The 19267-nt window shown below is 28.7% G+C and carries 15 protein-coding genes; all 15 read right to left on the bottom strand.

All coding sequences use genetic code 11. The features are described 5' to 3' along the window. Positions 1-107: 107 nt before the first annotated feature. On the bottom strand, positions 108-1895 hold the full coding sequence (locus QOZ93_RS12390; protein ID WP_307356865.1) for an acetyl-CoA carboxylase carboxyltransferase subunit alpha: 1788 nt from the start codon (positions 1893-1895) through the stop codon (positions 108-110). A 24-nt stretch (positions 1896-1919) separates the two neighbouring features. Then, positions 1920-3263 (bottom strand): acetyl-CoA carboxylase biotin carboxylase subunit, encoded by a 1344-nt coding sequence (locus QOZ93_RS12395; RefSeq protein WP_307356867.1) that lies wholly within the window; start codon positions 3261-3263, stop codon positions 1920-1922. A gap of 5 nt (positions 3264-3268) precedes the next feature. Next, the gene (gene fabZ / locus QOZ93_RS12400) at positions 3269-3700 is read right to left on the bottom strand and encodes a 3-hydroxyacyl-ACP dehydratase FabZ (protein WP_307356869.1); all 432 of its coding nucleotides are present in this window, start codon (positions 3698-3700) and stop codon (positions 3269-3271) included. A gap of 83 nt (positions 3701-3783) precedes the next feature. Then, the gene (accB, locus tag QOZ93_RS12405) at positions 3784-4350 is read right to left on the bottom strand and encodes an acetyl-CoA carboxylase biotin carboxyl carrier protein (RefSeq protein WP_307356871.1); all 567 of its coding nucleotides are present in this window, start codon (positions 4348-4350) and stop codon (positions 3784-3786) included. Further along, positions 4335-5576 carry a beta-ketoacyl-ACP synthase II gene (gene fabF / locus QOZ93_RS12410; RefSeq protein WP_307356873.1) on the bottom strand — a complete coding sequence of 414 codons (1242 nt, stop codon included), beginning with the start codon at positions 5574-5576 and terminating at the stop codon, positions 4335-4337. Before fabF ends, accB begins: the two co-directional genes overlap by 16 nt. Before the next feature lie 17 nt (positions 5577-5593). After that, positions 5594-6334, bottom strand: coding sequence for a 3-oxoacyl-[acyl-carrier-protein] reductase (fabG, locus tag QOZ93_RS12415; protein ID WP_307356875.1), 741 nt, complete (start codon positions 6332-6334; stop codon positions 5594-5596). Positions 6335-6356: 22 nt separating this feature from the next. Further along, positions 6357-7289 (bottom strand): ACP S-malonyltransferase, encoded by a 933-nt coding sequence (gene fabD / locus QOZ93_RS12420; RefSeq protein ID WP_307356877.1) that lies wholly within the window; start codon positions 7287-7289, stop codon positions 6357-6359. After that, positions 7290-8231, bottom strand: a complete 942-nt coding sequence (gene fabK, locus QOZ93_RS12425) for an enoyl-[acyl-carrier-protein] reductase FabK (protein WP_307356879.1) — start codon at positions 8229-8231, stop codon at positions 7290-7292. Between the two features lie 32 nt (positions 8232-8263). Further along, a complete protein-coding gene (acpP, locus tag QOZ93_RS12430) occupies positions 8264-8494 on the bottom strand; it encodes an acyl carrier protein (RefSeq protein WP_111940566.1) in 231 nt (76 codons plus the stop codon). A 243-nt stretch (positions 8495-8737) separates the two neighbouring features. Further along, on the bottom strand, positions 8738-9706 hold the full coding sequence (locus QOZ93_RS12435) for a beta-ketoacyl-ACP synthase III (RefSeq protein WP_307356883.1): 969 nt from the start codon (positions 9704-9706) through the stop codon (positions 8738-8740). A 49-nt stretch (positions 9707-9755) separates the two neighbouring features. Next, positions 9756-10205: a MarR family winged helix-turn-helix transcriptional regulator gene (locus QOZ93_RS12440; protein ID WP_307356885.1), complete on the bottom strand. Its 450-nt coding sequence runs from the start codon at positions 10203-10205 to the stop codon at positions 9756-9758. Positions 10206-10413: 208 nt separating this feature from the next. Further along, complete coding sequence (locus QOZ93_RS12445; RefSeq protein WP_162630321.1) at positions 10414-10743, bottom strand: single-stranded DNA-binding protein; 330 nt, start codon at positions 10741-10743, stop codon at positions 10414-10416. Positions 10744-10800: 57 nt separating this feature from the next. Then, positions 10801-11604: a YihY/virulence factor BrkB family protein gene (locus QOZ93_RS12450; RefSeq protein WP_111940556.1), complete on the bottom strand. Its 804-nt coding sequence runs from the start codon at positions 11602-11604 to the stop codon at positions 10801-10803. Positions 11605-11678: 74 nt separating this feature from the next. Then, a complete protein-coding gene (addA, locus tag QOZ93_RS12455) occupies positions 11679-15524 on the bottom strand; it encodes a helicase-exonuclease AddAB subunit AddA (RefSeq protein WP_307356887.1) in 3846 nt (1281 codons plus the stop codon). After that, positions 15511-19239 carry a PD-(D/E)XK nuclease family protein gene (locus QOZ93_RS12460; protein ID WP_307356889.1) on the bottom strand — a complete coding sequence of 1243 codons (3729 nt, stop codon included), beginning with the start codon at positions 19237-19239 and terminating at the stop codon, positions 15511-15513. Before QOZ93_RS12460 ends, addA begins: the two co-directional genes overlap by 14 nt. Between the last annotated feature and the right edge of the window lie 28 nt (positions 19240-19267).

A 19267-nucleotide genomic window follows, 5' to 3' on the forward strand; every position in this document is an offset into this window, starting at 1 on the left:
TTAAGCTTATAGGCGGTGAACTATCATTAAATTTTCTATAAAACACAAAAAAACGCTGCCGCGTTAGTATAAATTTTTATGCTAATGCGACAGCCTCCTGGTTATTTTTATTCAATAAACTTTCCTATTTTTCTAAACTTATAGTATCTCTTCTTCAATGTTCCTTCTATAGGTTCACTACATAGTCGAATTAAAGTTTCTTCTAAATTTTTTTCTAAGTTCTTACACATAAAGTCTATATCTTTATGTGCCCCTCCATAAGGTTCCTTTATTACTCTATCTATAATTCCAAAGTTCATTAAATCTTTAGATGTTATTTTCATAACATCAGATACTTCTATACACTTTTTGGCATCTTTAAATAATATACTAGCAAATCCTTCTGGAGATAAAATAGAGTATATGGAGTTTTCTAACATCCACACTTCATCTGCTACAGCTAGTGCAAGTGCTCCTCCACTTCCCCCTTCTCCTATTATTATAGAAATAATAGGACTCTTTAAATCTGACATTTCCATAAGATTCTTAGCAATAGCTTCACCTTGTCCTCTTTCTTCAGCTTCTATTCCGCAAAATGCCCCTGGTGTATCAATAAAACAAATTACTGGACGTTTAAATTTTTCTGCTTGCTTCATTAATCGTAAGGCTTTTCTATATCCTTCTGGATGAGGCATTCCAAAATTTCTTTTAATATTTTCTTGAAGATCTCTTCCTTTTTGTATACCTATAACAGTTACTGGCTTGCTTTTAAAGCTTCCTATTCCACTTATAATGGATGAATCATCTCCATATAATCTATCTCCATGAAATTCTTCAAAGTAATCAAATATTTTATTTATATAATCAAGCGCTGTAGGTCTTTCCAATAGCCTTGCAATTTTCACTTTTTCCCATGTACCTAATTCATCATTATCTTTTAATTTAAATTTTTTCGTTTTAATAATGTTTTTGTTTTCTAGATGCGATACTTCTTTATCTTCACCATTTTTTTCTTCTCTTACATCATTGCTTATATTACAATGTACACTTAAAATTTTAGCTAGAGTCTCTTTCATATCTTTTCTCTTAACGATTTTATCCACAAACCCTTTATCTAATAAAAATTCTGCGCTTTGAAATTCTTCTGGTAACTTTTGTTTTATAGTTTGTTCTATAACCCTTTTTCCTGCAAATCCAATTAGTGCTTTAGGTTCTGATAGAATAATATCTCCTTGCATAGCAAAGCTTGCTGTAACCCCACCCGTAGTTGGATCTGTTAGAACTGTTATATATAAAAGACCTTTTTCACTATGTTTTTTTATAGCCGCACTAACCTTGGCCATTTGCATTAAGGAAAACATTCCTTCTTGCATTCTTGCTCCACCAGATGCTGTAAAAAGAATTACTGGTAATCTTTTTTTCTTTGCTAACTCAAATAATCTAGTTATTTTTTCTCCAACAACTGAGCCCATACTTCCCATCATAAATTGTGAATCCATAACACCTATAGCTACATTTATACCATTTATTTTTCCTACTCCAGTTATAACTGCTTCATTTAGGTTTTTATTCTCCATTAATACTTCAATCTTTTTATTATATCCCGGAAAATTTAAAGGATTTTCGCTTTTCATATCCTTATCCATTTCCTTAAATGTTCCTGAATCTATAGTATATTTTATTCTTTCCTTGGCTGCTAGTCTAAAACAGGTTCCACATTCACTACATGTCATTAAACTATTTTCTATATCTTTTTTATAAACAATTTTTTTACAACAATTACACTTTATCCACATACCATTAGGTATGTTAGGTTTTACTATATCTTCATGTATATTATCTACGGAAGTGTTTATAGTATTTTGAATATTTACGGTAGCATATTTATTTTTCCTAAAGATATTTTTAATGCCCATTTTCATCACCACATAAATTTTATTTTAAATACCAAATTCCTTTTTTATAAAACTTGTATCAATTTTGGCTTCATTAAAGTTTTGATTATTCAATATTCTATATTGAAAATCTATATTAGTTTTAATACCCTCTACAATAAATTCACCTAGTGCCCTTTTCATTTTATTTATAGCTTCTTCTCTATTTTTTCCATAAACAATTAGTTTTCCCACCATAGAATCATATGAAGAAGGTATTGTATATCCATTGTATATTGCACTATCTAATCTTACTCCATTACCACCAGGTAGATGAATTATGTTAACAGTTCCAGGAGAAGGCATAAAATTATTATTAGGATCTTCTGCATTTATACGACATTCTATTGCATGACCTTCTAACTTAACATCTTTCTGTGAAAGATTTAATTTTTCTCCACTAGCAATTTTTATTTGTTCTTTTACTAAATCCACCCCTGTAACCATTTCCGTTATGGGATGTTCAACTTGTATTCTTGTATTCATTTCCATAAAATAAAACTCATTATTACTATCTAATAAAAATTCTATAGTTCCTGCATTTTCATAAGAAGCTGCTTTACATGCTTTAATAGCTGCCTCTCCCATTTTTGCCCTCATTTCTTCAGAAAGAACAGGACAAGGTGCTTCCTCTAAAACTTTTTGATTTCTTCTCTGTATAGAACAATCTCTTTCTCCTAAATAAATAGCATTACCATAAGAATCAGCTAAAACTTGAATTTCTACATGGCGAGGATTTTGAATGAACTTTTCAATATACATAGAATCATCTCCAAAAGCCCCCTTTGCTTCTCTTTTAGCTGTTGAAAAAGCTTTATTAAACTCTTTTTTAGAATTAACTATTCTAATTCCTCTTCCTCCACCACCAGCAGAAGCCTTAATCATTATAGGAAATCCTATTTTCTCAGCAATTTTTAACCCTTCCTCTTCATCTTGTACCGCACCTTTAGATCCTCTTATAACAGGTACTTGATTTTTTTCCATGGTTTCCTTTGCTTTAGACTTATTTCCCATAAGTTCTATAGTCTCAGGATTAGGTCCTATAAACTTTATATTACATTCACTACACATTTTCGCGAATTTACTATTTTCAGATAAAAATCCAAAACCAGGATGTATTGCTTCTGCACTAGTTAATACAGCTGCACTTAGTATATTTTTAACATTTAAATAACTATCAGCACTTTTAGCTGGTCCTATACATACTGCTTCATCAGCTAATTGTGTATGAATAGCATCTTCATCAATTGTGGAATATACAGCTACAGTTTTAATTCCCATTTCCCTACAAGCTCTTATAATTCTAACAGCTATTTCTCCTCTATTGGCAATTAAAATTTTATTAAACATATTTTTTATTTTCCTATGGCAAAAGTAAGCTCAGCTATAGTTGCAATTTCTCCATCCACAGTTGCTGTAGCCTTACCTATTCCCATAGGTCCTCTCATTTTAATAATTTCTACATCTAGCATCAATTTATCGCCTGGTACAACTTTTCTTTTAAATCTAGCCTTGTTTATTCCACCAAAATATGCAATCTTACCTTTAAATTCTTCCATACTTAAAAGAGCTACTGCTCCTACTTGAGCTAAAGCTTCTACGATTAATACTCCTGGCATTACAGGTTCTTCTGGGAAATGTCCCTGAAAAAAATAATCATTTATACTAACATTTTTATACCCTAAGGCTCTAACCCCCGGTTCTAACTCTTCTATTCTATCTACTAAAACAAATGGGTATCTATGAGGAATTATCTTTTGAATTTCTTTTATATCCAAAGTTTTCACTTCCTTAATTTAAATTTACACACTTAATATAATTTTAGTAATTAAGTATTATTTTTAACTTCATCATTACCAAAGACGACTAATTACATCTTTTTAACCTTAAATAAACTTTGATTAAACTCTACCATTTCTTCATTTTGAACTAATACCTCTACTATTTCACAATCAAACTGAGCATTTATCTCATTCATAAGCTTCATAGCCTCAATAATACAAAGTGTTTCGCCTTTTTTAACTTTTTGACCAACATTCACAAAAACTTTTTCATCCGGAGAAGGAGAAGAATAGAATGTTCCTACTATAGGAGAAACTACATCTTCTAGGTCTGTATCCTCATCCTGTTTACATTCTTCTTTAATCACTTGCTCTTGACTAATTTCACATTTTTTCTCTTGGGTATCTTCTTTAATTTTAGTTTTATTACTTAAACAATTTTTTTCCTCGTCCTTTACTTGTTCAGTAACCTTTTCTTCTATATTAATTTTACTTTCTTCCGTATTGTTATTTGAATTATATTTCGGAACTTCATTTCCTAGTGTTATAGCAAATCCATGATTTTTAATTTCTATATAATTAAATTTAGATTTATCTAAAACCTTTATTAAATTCTCTATTTCTTTATAATCCATAGAAATTATCTTCCTTCCCATTTTTTAAATAACAATGTGGCATTATGTCCACCGAATCCCAATGAATTTGACATTGCATATTTAAGTTCTACTTTTCTTCCATTATTAGCTACGTAATCTAAATCACAATCTTCATCTTTAACATTTAATGAAATTGTTGGATGAACATATCCTTCTTGTAATGATTTTAAACATATTATACTTTCTATAGCTCCTGCAGCTCCCAATAAATGCCCTGTCATAGACTTAGTAGAGTTTACTGGTATTTTATATGCATATTCTCCAAATACTTTCTTAATTGCTATAGTTTCAAATTTATCATTATATGGTGTACCTGTGCCATGAGCATTAATATACGAAACTTCTTCGTACTTAATTCCACCTTCCTTAATTGCAAGTTTCATACACTTAGCAGCTCCATCACCTTCTGGACTTGGTGATGTTATATGATAAGCATCACAATTAGCACCATATCCTATAATCTCTCCATAAATTTTAGCCCCTCTTTTTAATGCATGTTCCAATGATTCTAAAATTAATATCCCAGCTCCTTCTCCCATGACAAATCCATTTCTTTCTTTATCAAAAGGAATAGATGCTCTATTTTTATCCTTACTTGTACTTAGGGCTGTTAAATTTGCAAATCCAGAAATTGCAAGAGGAGTTATTGCTGCCTCTGTTCCTCCGGCTATCATCATTTCTTCATCACCATACTTTATCTTTTTAAAAGCCTCTCCTATACAATTTGTTCCTGTAGCACAAGCTGTTACTATACTAGTACATACACCTTTTGCCCCATATTTAATAGCTATATTTCCAGCAGCTATATTTGCAATTATCATAGGAATCATAAAAGGTGATATTCTAGCTGGTCCCTTTTCCATAAGCTTTTCTTTTTCTTTTTCTGTGGTACTAAGTCCACCTATACCAGACCCAACTATTACACCAAAATTATCTTTATCTATTTCATCTAAATTTAATCCTGAATCTTTAATTGCTTCTTCGGATGCAATCATAGCTAATTGACAAAATCTATCCATTCTTTTAGCTTCTCTTTTATCCATAAAATCTTCTATTTTAAATTCTTTCAATTCTCCTGCTAAAGAAACCCTTAGATTATCTATTGGAAAACTTTTAATTTCGTCTATACCATTTTGACCATTTTTTGCTCCATTCCAAAATTCATCTACAGAATTTCCTATTGGAGTAAGTGCACCCATTCCTGTAACTACAACTCTATGCATCATAATCATCGATCCTTTCTTTACATTACCATTCCACCATCAACATTAATTACCTGACCTGTTATATAAGATGCATCTTCACTACTTAAGAATGCAACTAAATTTGCAACATCTCTCGCTTCTCCCATCTTTCTTAATGGAATATTATTTTTTATATCTTCTTTTACTCTATCTGAAAGCACATCTGTCATATCTGTTTTTATAAACCCTGGAGCTATAGCATTTACTGTAATTCCTCTACTGCCTAGCTCCTTAGCAAGTGATTTAGTAAGTCCTATAATTCCTGCCTTTGAAGATGCATAATTTACTTGACCTGCATTACCTACTTCACCTACAACAGAAGATATATTTATAACTCTTCCACCTTTTTGTTTAAGCATAATAGGTGTAACTTGACGAACACAATTAAATGTTCCCTTTAAATTTACATCTATAACAGAATCAAAATCTTCTTCCTTCATTCTCATAAGTAATGTATCTTTAGTTATTCCTGCATTATTTACTAAAACATCAATTCTTCCATAATGCTGCATAACCTGTTTAAACATTTCCTCTACAGAATTAAAGTTACTAACATCTGCTTTTATAGTCATAGCAGTAACACCCTTTGACTCTATTTCCTTTATAAATTGTAAAAGAGCCTCATTATCTTTTCTATAATTAACTACAATATTAAATCCTTTTTCTGCAAGTCTTAATGCTATGGCTTTTCCAATTCCTCTACTTCCACCTGTCACTATGGCAACCTTATTTTCTTTCATGTAAACCTTCTCCTCTCGCTAGTTAGACTTTCAATTTCTCTAAGACAGTTTTTAACGATTCTGTATCTTCTACATTCAATATATTAACTTTTCTATTTATCTTTTTTATAAAATTGCTTAAAACTTTTCCAGGTCCAATTTCCACAAAAGTATCTATACCACTTTCTAACATTTTTTCAATAGATTTTTGCCATAAGACAGTGCTCATAACTTGTGTTTTTAATGTTTCTCTTATCTTCGAAAACTCCATATAGTCTCCAGTAACATTAGTTATTACTGGTACAATTGGATCCGTAAACTCTATTTTATTAAGTTCTAGTTCTAAATTCTCTGCCGCTCCTTTTAACATAGGAGTATGGAAAGGACCACTAACAGATAATTCAAGTGCTCGTAATGCTCCCTTTTCTCTAGCTACTATACAGGCCTTCTGTATAGCTTTTTTTTCTCCTCCCAAAACAATCTGTTTTGGACAATTTAAATTGGAAATAGCTATAAATCCTTCTTCTGAACATTCTTGAACAATTTTATCTATCTTTTCTTTTTCTAAACCAATAATAGCTGCCATAGAACCTGTGCCACTTGGCACCGCTTCCTCCATAAATCTTCCTCTTTTTCTAACTAAAGCTATAGCCTTTTCAAATTCTAAAGCACCAGACGCTACTAAAGCTGAATATTCACCTAAACTAAGTCCTGCCATTACTTTAGGTTTTATACCTCTAGATTCTAAAACTTTATATATAGCAAAACTGGTAGTTAGTATTGCCGGTTGAGTATTTTCTGTCTTTTCTAACTCTTCTTTTTTTCCTTCAAAACAAAGAGAAGTAAGTGAAAACCCTAAAATCTCATCAGCTTTATTAAAAACATTTTTACTTTCTTCAAAATTCTCATATATTGATTTACCCATTCCTATATATTGAGAACCCTGTCCTGAAAATATAAATCCTATGTTACTCATTTATTTTTCCTCCCTAAAAGTACTAACCACACTTTCAGCTTCTGTAAAAAGTTCTTGTATTATTTCACTACAACTTTGCTTTTTCTTAACTAATCCAGCTATTTGTCCCGCCATAATAGAACCTGCATCCACATCACCTTCTACAACAGCTTTTCTTAAAGTACCTGTTCCTAATCCTTCCATTTCTTCTTTAGAAATACCTTGCTTCTCTAAATCTAAATATTTTCTTGCTAATTTATTTCTAATAACCCTAACTGGATGACCAGTACATCTTGCTGTAACCACAGTATCTATGTCTTTTGCCGATAATACTTTTTGCTTATAATTTTCATGTACATTGCATTCGTCTGCTACTAAAAATCTTGTTCCAAGTTGCACTCCATCTGCACCTAACATAAATGCTGCTACAACACCTCTTCCATCTCCAATACCACCAGCTGCAATTACAGGAATATCTATGGCATCAACCACTTGTGGTACTAGAACCATAGTAGTTAATTCTCCAATATGCCCTCCTGCCTCACATCCTTCTACAATTACAGCATCTGCCCCAGCTCTTTCCATTCTTTTAGCTAAAGCTACAGAAGGAACTACAGGAATAACTTTAATCCCTTTACTCTTCCATTTATCCATATACTTCCCTGGATTTCCAGCACCAGTAGTTATAACCTTAATCCCTTCTTCGCATACTAAATCTGTAATTTCTTCTGCATAAGGACTTAAAAGCATTATATTTACCCCAAAAGGTTTATTTGTTAACTGTTTTGTTTTTCTAATTTCTTCCCTAACTACTTCTACTGGCGCATTTCCTGCTGCTATAATCCCTAAGCCACCTGCATTAGAAACTGCAGCGGCTAAGGAACTATCTGCAATCCAAGCCATGGCCCCTTGAAATATAGGATATTGAATTTCTAAAATTTCGCATATCTTAGAATTAAACATAGTTCCCTCCACACTTAAAATTACTATCTTTCTTATTTAGTCTTTTCTTCTATATACTTTACAACTTCTCCAACAGTTTTAATTTCTTCTATATCTTCATTAGGAATTTGAATATCGAATTCTTCTTCTAAAGACATTACGATCTCAAAAATTTCTAGTGAATCTACACCTAAGTCATTAATTAATGCTTTTTCCATAGTAACTTCACTTTCATCTACACCTAATTGATCAACAATAATTTCTCTTACTTTTTCAAATATCATAATAATTCTCTCCTTATAAATTAGTGATTTTATTTGATTATCAAAGTATTTATTTTTAAAATACTCTTTTAAAAGCTCATTTTTAATTCTTACTATATAAATGTAAACAATTTTACATTTAAGTTTGACAATCAAAGTATTTATATAAAAAATAAATCTTTTATATTTATATATAAGATTTTATTTAATTTCTATAAAAAATATTTTTGTTTGATATTCAAAGTATATTTCAAAGGTTTATTCCTATATAATATTTATTAATGCTCCACCCCAGGTAAGTCCAGCACCAAATCCAACTATAATAACTCTTTCTCCTGATTTTAAGATACCTAATTTTTTCATTTCATCAAAAGCTATTCCTATACTAGCACTAGATGTATTTCCATACCTATCTAAGTTAATATAAAATTTTTCCATTGGGATATTAAGTCTTTTACTCACATTTTGAATTATTCTATAATTAGCTTGATGGCATATAATATGATCTACAGAACTTATATTTTCTCTTTTTAGAATCTCTTTTATACATTGCTCAACTTTTGTTACTGCAAACTTAAATACTTCTTTACCATCCATTTTTATATATTTATAATTTGAACTTTTTTCTTGTAAAAAAGGAGTATCTAGATCATTACAATAACAACTTAAATAATCTGCACCATCCCCATCTGACCCTAAAATGATTTGAGGAATTTGTTCCTTTTCTCCTACGGATAACACCATAGCCGATGAACCATCTCCAAATAGAACACATGTATTTCTATCATTCCAATTTAAAACATTAGATAATATCTCTGCACCTATTACTAGAATATTTTTATACATACAACTATTTATATAGGCCTTAGCACAAGATAAACCATATACAAAGCCGGAGCATGCTGCTAACATATCAAAAGCTGCCGCATTTTTTGCTCCTAATAAACTTTGTACTTCACAGGCTATAGAAGGAAATGTTTTTATAGATGAAGATGTAGCAACTATTATTAAATCTAAATCTTCAGGAGAAATTTTCGCATCTTTTAAAGCAATTTTAGCTGCATTATAAGATAAAGTTTTTAAATCTTCCCCTTCTGTTACTCTTCTCTCTTTTATTCCAGTTCTAGAACTTATCCATTCATCATTAGTTTCAACAATCTGACTAAGTTCATGATTTGTAAGTATTTTTTTAGGCACATACATACCAGTACCTAATATACGTACTTTGTTCATCGTGTTTCCTTCTTTCATACTTTTCTAAAGATAGAATTTATAATTTCGATTACTTTAGATGATAATTTTTCTTAAAGAAACTATTTAATTTTTCTAGTGAATTTATTAATACACTTTCTTCTTCATCACTTAATCCCTCAATAGTAGCTCTTATCATATCTGAATGAAATTTTTCATGCACTCTAAAGGCTAATTTTCCTTTTCTAGTAAGTTCAATTAAAACAACTCTTCTATCTGTTTCACTTCTTTTTCTCTCAACATAACCTTTTTTAACAAGATTATTAATTGCTATAGTCAAAGTACCCACAGTAATTTCAAGTTGCTGTGCTATTTCACTCATTGCCTTATTATCATACATTCCAATGGCAGCTATTGTATGGATTTCGGTAATAGATAGATCTTTAAGATTTCCTTCTTTAATGGCATTTTGTTCAATAGTTAAAATATCATTAAACGTTTCTACCAATAATTCATTTAAAATTTTCACTGACTTACTCAAAAGATCACCACACAAATTTTGATTATCAAACTATTTGATACCCAAAGTATATTAAAAATTTTAACTTTTGTCAAGAACATAAAAATTAGCCTATACCTTAAGTTACTATGTAAACTAAGATATAGGCTTTATTTTATATAAAAATACACTTTATATATATTTTTAATTTAACATTTGTTTAATATATGTCTTTACTGTTTTGGGCTTTTTATTCTGCTTTACTATATTCCAAAAACTTTACTTCTTCCGCTAAAATTTCTGTATAATACTTTTTATTTCCTTCTTTATTTTCATAACTATGATTTCTCAAACTTCCAATAATACTAACAAGTTTTCCTTTATTTAAATATGGTGTTAAGGCCTCTGCTGGTTTTCCCCATAATGAAACTTGAAAAAAATCAGTAACTTTCTCACCTTGCTTATTTGTGTATCCTGCATCTACTGCTACTGGAAACTTTGTATAACTTTTTTTATTTTCTTCTGTAGTCTTTAATTCTGCCTCCTTAGCGATTCGTCCAATGATAAAAATTTTATTCATAGGTACATCCTCCTTAAAGGTATTTTCTAGGATTATACCCATTTAGTTGAATCTTAATCATTTTCCTTCACTTAAAATTGCATTTATTTCTCCACCTAAGAGAATTATTATAGATGTCAAAAATAACCACAGTAACAATACAATTACAGCGCCTAATCCTCCATAAATTTTAGAATAATTGTTTATGTTATTTACATAATATGCAAAAATTGCTGAAGTAATTATCCATCCTAAACTTGAAAATAAAGCTCCTGGAAGCACCTCTAGCCACTTCATATTTTTACATGGTATTACATAATATAAAATTGAAAAGATTACTATCATGAATATTAGAGCCATAAAATATCTTATAATATTCCAATTTAAAATAAAATCCATTGATAGATTTAAATATTTTATTATTGCAAGACCTATTTTCTCTCCAAATACAACTGTAGAAAATGCAAAAATAACTATAATTATTAATACAAAAACAGATATTAAAGATAAAATAATAGTTTTCCAATAAGGTCTCTTATCCTTTGTTTCATAAGCTTTATTTAATCCTTTTATAATAGCTCGAAATCCACTAGATGATGCCCAAAGAGTACCTAAAATACCAAAAGATAAAACATCTATCCTCCCCATTGTTAATACTTCAGACACTGTTTGTGATAAAAGTTCAAATGCACTATGTGGCATTAATGGTTGTAATGTACTCATGATAGTTTCGGCATCTAAAGAGCTATATCCAACTATAGTAAGTAAAAATATTAAAAAAGGAAATATAGACAGGATTAAACTATATGCTAATTGGCATGCAAGAGCATATAAGTCATGCTCTTTAAACCTTTTAACTAGTTTTGCTATAAATGTTAACACTAAATCACCTCATAGAGAGAATCTTAATAAAATATATAATTATTTATTTCTTATTAATATAACGTATAGATATATTATAATCTAATTGACTTATTTAAAGAAAATAAATATAAATATTTTTCTTTTACTTTTTTCCCTGTAAGTATTTCAAGAGCTTTTTCATAATAATCTAGTTGCAACTTATATCTTCTTACTATCTTTTCTTCTTCTCCTTGTTCTATATAGTCTGTTTTATAATCTAATAAAATTACTTCTCCATCCCTTGTCTCAAAATAACAATCTATAATTCCTTGTAACAATATTTCCTCTTCCTTATAAATTTCATCTTTAAGTTCTGGAAATACTTCTATAGCTTTTAATGGAATATGAAATTCTATTTCTCGATACACATTTGGAATACTATTTACTATTTTATTTCCTAATTTATCTTTAAAAAACATAAATATTCTATTAGGATCCACTGAATTTGACTCTTCTTCTGTTATTAGTTCTTTTGAATAAATTCTAAAAATTTCACTTTTCACATCCTCTATAGACTTTACTTTGGCAAAGTCTATATACTGCATAATTGCATGAAAAGCCGTTCCTCTTTCTGCAGCTGTTAACTTTTTCTTTCCTTCCATAAAAGAAGGTCTTTTTATAAGACTAACTTCAACAACTTCTTGTGAATTTTCTTGTTCTAATACATTAAATCTTCTTTTTAATTCAGAAACCGTTAATACTGTAGGAAGTTCTTCTGCCTTCGAATACATATATTCATAAGTTAATCTAGAATTTATAAAATCATAAATTTTATTGTCTATGTTCTTTTGATTATCTTTACATACATTGTTTTCTATTAATTCATCATTAACATTATATTGATTTAAAATATTTGTTAAAACTTCTCCTCTATCTTTTTCATCTTCTAATTTTAAATCTTCTAATTCACCTTTATTCCAAATTTTAAAATTCCATTTAGAATTATCATCAATATTATTTTCAAATTCTTGTTCAATTCCAAATACCCTGTTTAATTCTACTTTTAAAAGTTCTACAAATTTACTATGATTAATTAATGAAATCATTATCCAATCTAAATAACTTCTGCATTTAGCTATACTATACTCTGCAACTTTTTCATTCTTAAAGGATGCCCTATTTTTCGTTCTTTCAATAAAATTCACTATATTTCTAGTTCCACCTACTAAAATAAGCTTCTCTTTTGCTCTTGTTAAGGCAACATATAAAATTCTCATTTCTTCTGATATAGTTTCCATAAGAATTTTTTCCTTTATTGCTTTCTTTATTGGTAATGGATAAGAAATTCTTCTTTCATAATCTATAAGATCTGGTCCAAATCCTAGCTCATGATGTAAAAGTAAATTTGAATTTAAATCTTGTAAATTAAATTTTTTTCCTATACCACATAAGAAAACTATAGGAAATTCCAAACCTTTACTTTTATGAATGCTCATTATTCTAACTACATCATCATTTTCTCCTAAAATTTTAGCACTACCCATATCTCCACTATTGTTTTTTAATCTATTAATGAAATTAATAAAATTAAATAATCCTTTATAACTTGTATTTTCATATTGTCTAGCCCTTTGGAATAATACTTTTAAGTTTGCTTGTCGTTGAATTCCATTTGGTAATGCTCCTACAAACCCATAGTATCCTGTCTCCATATATAAAAACCAAATAAATTCATCTATTGGAGTATATAATGATTTCTCAATCCATGAGTCTAACTTATAAAAAAATTCATCAAGCTTTTTACTTAGTTTATTATCATTATTTTTTATATAATCTTTACAAGCATCGTAAAAACTTTTATGTTTTTCATCTATCCTAATGCTTATAAAATCATCGGGACTAAATCCTCCAATTGGAGATTTCATTATGGCTAATAGTGGAATATCTTGTATGGGATTATCTATTATTTGCAAAAGGCTTAATATTGTTTTAATCTCCGTAGTTTCAAAATATCCTGTACTTATATCTGCATATGCTGGAATATTATATTTTTTAAATTCCTCCATAAATTCTCCAGCTACACTAGCTGTGCTTCTCAACAAAATTACAATGTCTTTATATTTTACACGTCTATATTCCTTTGTATGTTTATCTAAAACCATAAAGGGATTTTCATTATTCTCTATAAATTCCTTTATCCTATATGCTGTAATTCTAGCTTCATAGGCCATATCTGTTGTTGATTCAACCTCTTCAGAATCATCATCTATTTGGATACCAACTTCTGTTTCAGCTTCTTCCTCATTTTTTTCTAATAAGTGAAGCTCTATATCTCCACCTACGAAACCCTCTTTATAACCAATTTCTTCATAATCTGCCCCTAAGTTCAATGCCTCATTTTCGTTATAATCCAATTCCCCAATCTGTTCTGACATTATAGAGGTAAAAATAAAATTAACTCCATCTAATATTTCTTTTCTACTTCTAAAATTTTTAAACAACAATATTTTTCTAAAATCTGATCCCTTTTCACTACTATAATTATTATATTTTTCTAGAAACAATTCTGGTTTTGCTTGTCTGAATCTATATATACTCTGTTTTATATCGCCTACCATAAAGACATTGGGCTTTCCTTCACTAACTTTAGAAACCATGTTTAATAATAATTCTTGAACAAAATTAGAATCTTGATATTCATCTATTAAAATTTCATCATACTTTTCTCTTAATTCTAATGCCACGCCTGATGGAACATATTTTCCTTTTTCATTTATAACCCATTGATTTTTTTCATCTTTTTCAACTAAAATTTCTAAACAAAAATGTTCAAAATCATTAAAATCAATAATTCCCTTTTCCTTTTTCTTTCTTTTATATATTGTACTAAATTGCATAACTAAAATACTTAAATTCTTTATTATAGGGTAAATATATTCATAACTTTCTTTTACATTCTCATTACTTATTTCCCCATAATCCTGTCTTAATGCTTCAATTTGTTTTTTGATATCATTTCTAATTCCCTGTATTTTATCTTTTGTATTTTTATCTTTTACATTCCTAATTGTAGGAAGCTTCTTAAATTTAACTTCTTGTATCTCTGTTATAAAATCTATAAAAGATATCTTTAAGCCTTGAACTAAATCATTAATCATAGCTAATTCATCTTTTATAAGTTCTTCATAAGGTTCTAATTCAATAGATTCTTGCACTAAATTATACGCTTCACAATATTGCATATAAGCGCCTTGCAATGAAACTAATAATGTATTTTTCAAAATTCTAATCCAATCACTATCTTCAATAGAATTAAATTTGCTTACATTAAATTTTTCTGAATTCTCTTCTAACCATTTCTTGGGATTAGGTGCTGTATTAGCAAAATTATAAATTCTTAAAACTAATTCCATAAGTCTAAGGTCATCTCTATTAGTACAATACGTTTCTACCAACCTTAAAAACTCTTCTCCTGAGCACCCTTCCTCTTCATTAATTTCAACAGAATTATCATATTTATGTTCAAACAATTCTTCTAAAGCCTCTTGTTTCAAAAGCACAACTTCAGTTTCATCTGCTACCCTAAATCCCGGGTCTATATCTATTTTATGAAAATTATTTTTAATTACATTTAAACAGAAAGAGTGAATTGTTGTTATACTGGCTCTATTTAATAAAGTTAATTGTCTTTGTAATCTTACAGCATTTTTTCCCTTACCAATCTCCTTAGATAATGCATCGCCTATTCTCTCTCTCATTTCTGATGCTGCAGCATTAGTAAATGTAACTACTAATAATCTATCTATATCTATTGGATTTTTTTCATCCATAATCATTTGAATAATTCTTTCAACAAGTACTGCTGTTTTTCCTGAACCGGCAGCCGCAGCAACTAAAAGATTACAATTATGTGTCTCTATTACATCCAATTGTTCGTTGGTCCATTTAATATCCGCCATTCTCTCTTTCCTCCTTTTCTTCATTTAATAATTTCCAAACTTCTTCATCACTTTTTTCTTTTAATATTTTATACTCATTATCTTGCATTGCTAAATCAAAAGTACAGATACTTGAATATACACAGTACTCACAAGCAGTACCTGTTTTTGTCATACACGGTCCTATATTAATTACTCCTTCTAACATATCTTCACAAGAATTTATTAATTTACTTTTGACATGCTCTCTTAAAAGCTCAAATTGCTCTTTTGTAGCAATATGAGAAATCTTAGAAAAATCTCCATCCTTTTTGAAACCAACAGGCAATATTAAAGATGCTCCTTCTATTTCTCTATCCATTTCTCTAACTATCTTTGTATCAGCTAAAATTAATCCCTTCATTTTCAGTGCTTTCATTATTTCTTTTTCTAATTCTTCATCTGATAAGTTTTTATCTTTTTTAACTATTGGATTATCTATTTTAAAATACAAAATTCCTGCTGGAAATACGGGAAAATCAATTTTTTCTCCTTCTTTCTCTAGTATTGCATCCAAATAAGTTAAAAGCTGAACTTGAAGACCGTAATAAACCTCCCAAAGTTTGAAATCTTTATTTCCTGACTTATAATCTATTACCCTAAAGTATTCCTCTCCCTCGTATATAAGTTTATCTACCCTATCAATTTTTCCAACTAATTGAACCTTATCTCCTGTAGATAACTCTAACTCTATAGGTGAATACCCCTCTTTTCCCAAACCAAATTGAATTTCATATCCTAAAGGTGAAAAACCTCCTCTTTGCATATGTTGAACAATTAATTTTGCTGATTTTTTTACAACCCTCTTTATTCTTTCACCAAAATATCCATATCTACGTGAACCTTTAAACACATTTCCTATAGATTCTTGCATTTCCTTATTAAATCCTTTTTCAACAAGTTTTTCACATAATTCATCGGTAATCTTATCCCAAGAACTTTCCTTATCTACATACTTTGAAAATCTATCTAATATACTATGCATAAACGTACCTAAATCTGGTGGATTTAAACTAAATATTTTTCTTTCTTCTGCTCTTAATCCATATCTAACAAAATAAGCAAAAGGACATCTTATATAATTTTCTATTCTAGAAATACTGAACATTTTATTTTCACCATATAATTCAATTGCTCTGTCTTTACCTATGGTTTCAACTTGATTAGAATAAGAAAAAGCATTTAACATTCCATCTATCTTTTCTCTCCATTTTTCATCCTTATTAAACCATTTATAAACTTCTATCCAAAGTTCAGATAACTCTTTACTCTCATCTACCTCTTGTAATTTTTCAATAAAATGATTAAATGTAGGTGTTTTACTTACTATGAGATTTTTTTCATTAATTGAAACAACATTACTTTCCTCTTCTAATGCTGGAAATAATGCTTTTAACCTGGAAATTATAATAGAAGGTCTTAATGCTTTTCCCTCATGATCTGATATTGGATAACTTATCCTTAAATATTCCTGTCCTAAAGTTAAAGTTGTGTAGATTAAATATTGTTCTTCAAATGCTTGACTTCTTGTGTCCTTTGCAAGCTCTACACCTTTATCTTTTATAAATATCCTATCTCTATCTGTAAGAATTCCTTCTTTTGCGTTAGTTTTGGGGAACACACCATCATTTACTCCCAATATAAATAAGTATTTAATATTATGTCCTCTTAATCTTTCAACACTACTTACAATTACTTGATGAAGGGTTTGAGGAATAAATCCCATTTTATGCTCTTTAAAACCAAGCTGCATTATTTTAGAAAATTTCTCCAACGTAACCTCTTCTTCGCCAACTACTTCAACCATTTGATCTAAAAGTTGCATAATAAAATTCCAAATCTTACTGTACTCATTTACTAATTCAATTTCTTTTCTTTCCTTAAATTTAGTAACTAGCTTTTCAATTTTCTCTCTAATATTAATTATTTCTAAATAGTTGAAAAGTGCTACACAGAAATCTTTAATTTTTCTTCTGCCACGCATACTATTATTTAAACTTACAATTGGCCCAATAACCTGATTTCTAGTATCAGTAATTATTTTTATTTCATCACATAAAGCTTTTACTTTTTTTAATGTTTCTTCTTCTACTTCTTCATTAAATAACTGAACTAACTCATAAAAGTCATTAGAAATAAAACTTTGAATTATTTGTTCTTCTGTTATAATTTCTCTTTTTTCATAATCTATATTTTTTATATTTTTATTTTCTTTTACATAATCAAAAACAGTTTCAAATTTATCTTTAAATCCTTTAATATTACCTTCAAAGCTTTTAACATAATCATCACGTTTTAGCTGTTCCATGTTGCTTAATGTATTGTATAAAAAATTATTAATTTTATATTTTAAATTGTACTTAGAAATTATATTTTTGTACCAACTTTGGTCCTCTATCCAATTCTTTTTACCTCTTATACCAGACTCCAAAATATAATTTTCTAATAAATCTATATGATTATATTCAATACCTAAAATTCCTGTCTTTAAATACCTAAAAACACTTTCATATCTCCAATTATTATTTAATATATCCATTAGAGAAGATAAAAGTATTATTAAATTATTTGAACTTATATCCTTTTTTTCATCTATGAAATACGGTATATCATATTCATTTAAAATTGATTTTACTAAGTTTTCATATGTATCTAGATTTCTTGTAATTACCGCTATCTCATTAAATTTAGCACCTTTTTCACGACATAACCCCAAAATATTTATTGCTAAATCTTCTACTTCTGAATATATATTCATTGCCTTAAACAACTCTATATTTTCTATATTTTTTTTATATGGTTTAAATGGATAAGAAAAATAATTTCTTTCTAAATATGCCAAATCCTCTTTTTCCTTAAATTTAACTACAGGAGAATTTGATAACTCTATAGATTTTTCAACTTTTATTCCTTCTTTTCTTGCCATTTCAATCAATTTATCTCTCGTATAAATTATAGGTGAAAATACCGTACTATAGTTTATACTTTCACTATCCTCATAATCCATATTTAAAGTTATATTTAAATTGCAATTATTTCTAAGTAAAGATTCTAAAATCAAATGCTGTTGAGGAGTAAATCCACTAAATTCATCAATCCAAATATCTATGTCTCTAAAAATTTTACTTTCACTAAGTTTTTTATTAAGTATAGTCAAATCTTCTTCTGGATCTATATATCCACTGTGTAGAATCTTTTGAAATTTTTCATAAATTATAGCTAAATCACTAATTTTATTATATAAAAAACTATTCTCATCTATATCATCTTTTAGTTCATATAATGTCTCTGGTGTTACATTATATTTTTTAAATTCACTTACAATTTCTAATAACGTATTTACAAATCCAGTTTGTTTAGCTGCTGTAGAATAAATTTTTAATTCATCCTTTAATTCATCAACAACTTTATATAAAAGCATAGTTTTTCCTGACGATTGTATATGCGTTTTAGTTATTCCACCTACTTCCTTAAAAACTTTATTAGCCATTCTCTTAAAACTTAAAACATCTATATCCTTACCTAAAAAACCAAATTCATTTATAAGTTTTTTCTCTGTTTGGAAAGTAAGTTGTTCAGGGGTAATTAAAATAAGGGGTCCCTTAGTTCTTTTATTTCTATATTCATTTTTTATATCATTAATTACAAAGGAAGTTTTTCCACTTCCACTTCTTCCATAAATAAATCTTATACTCATAAAATTTGTTTAACTTAATATATCTACT

The sequence above is a fragment of the Hathewaya limosa genome (assembly GCF_030815255.1).
Classification (GTDB): Bacteria; Bacillota; Clostridia; order Clostridiales; family Clostridiaceae; genus Hathewaya; species Hathewaya limosa.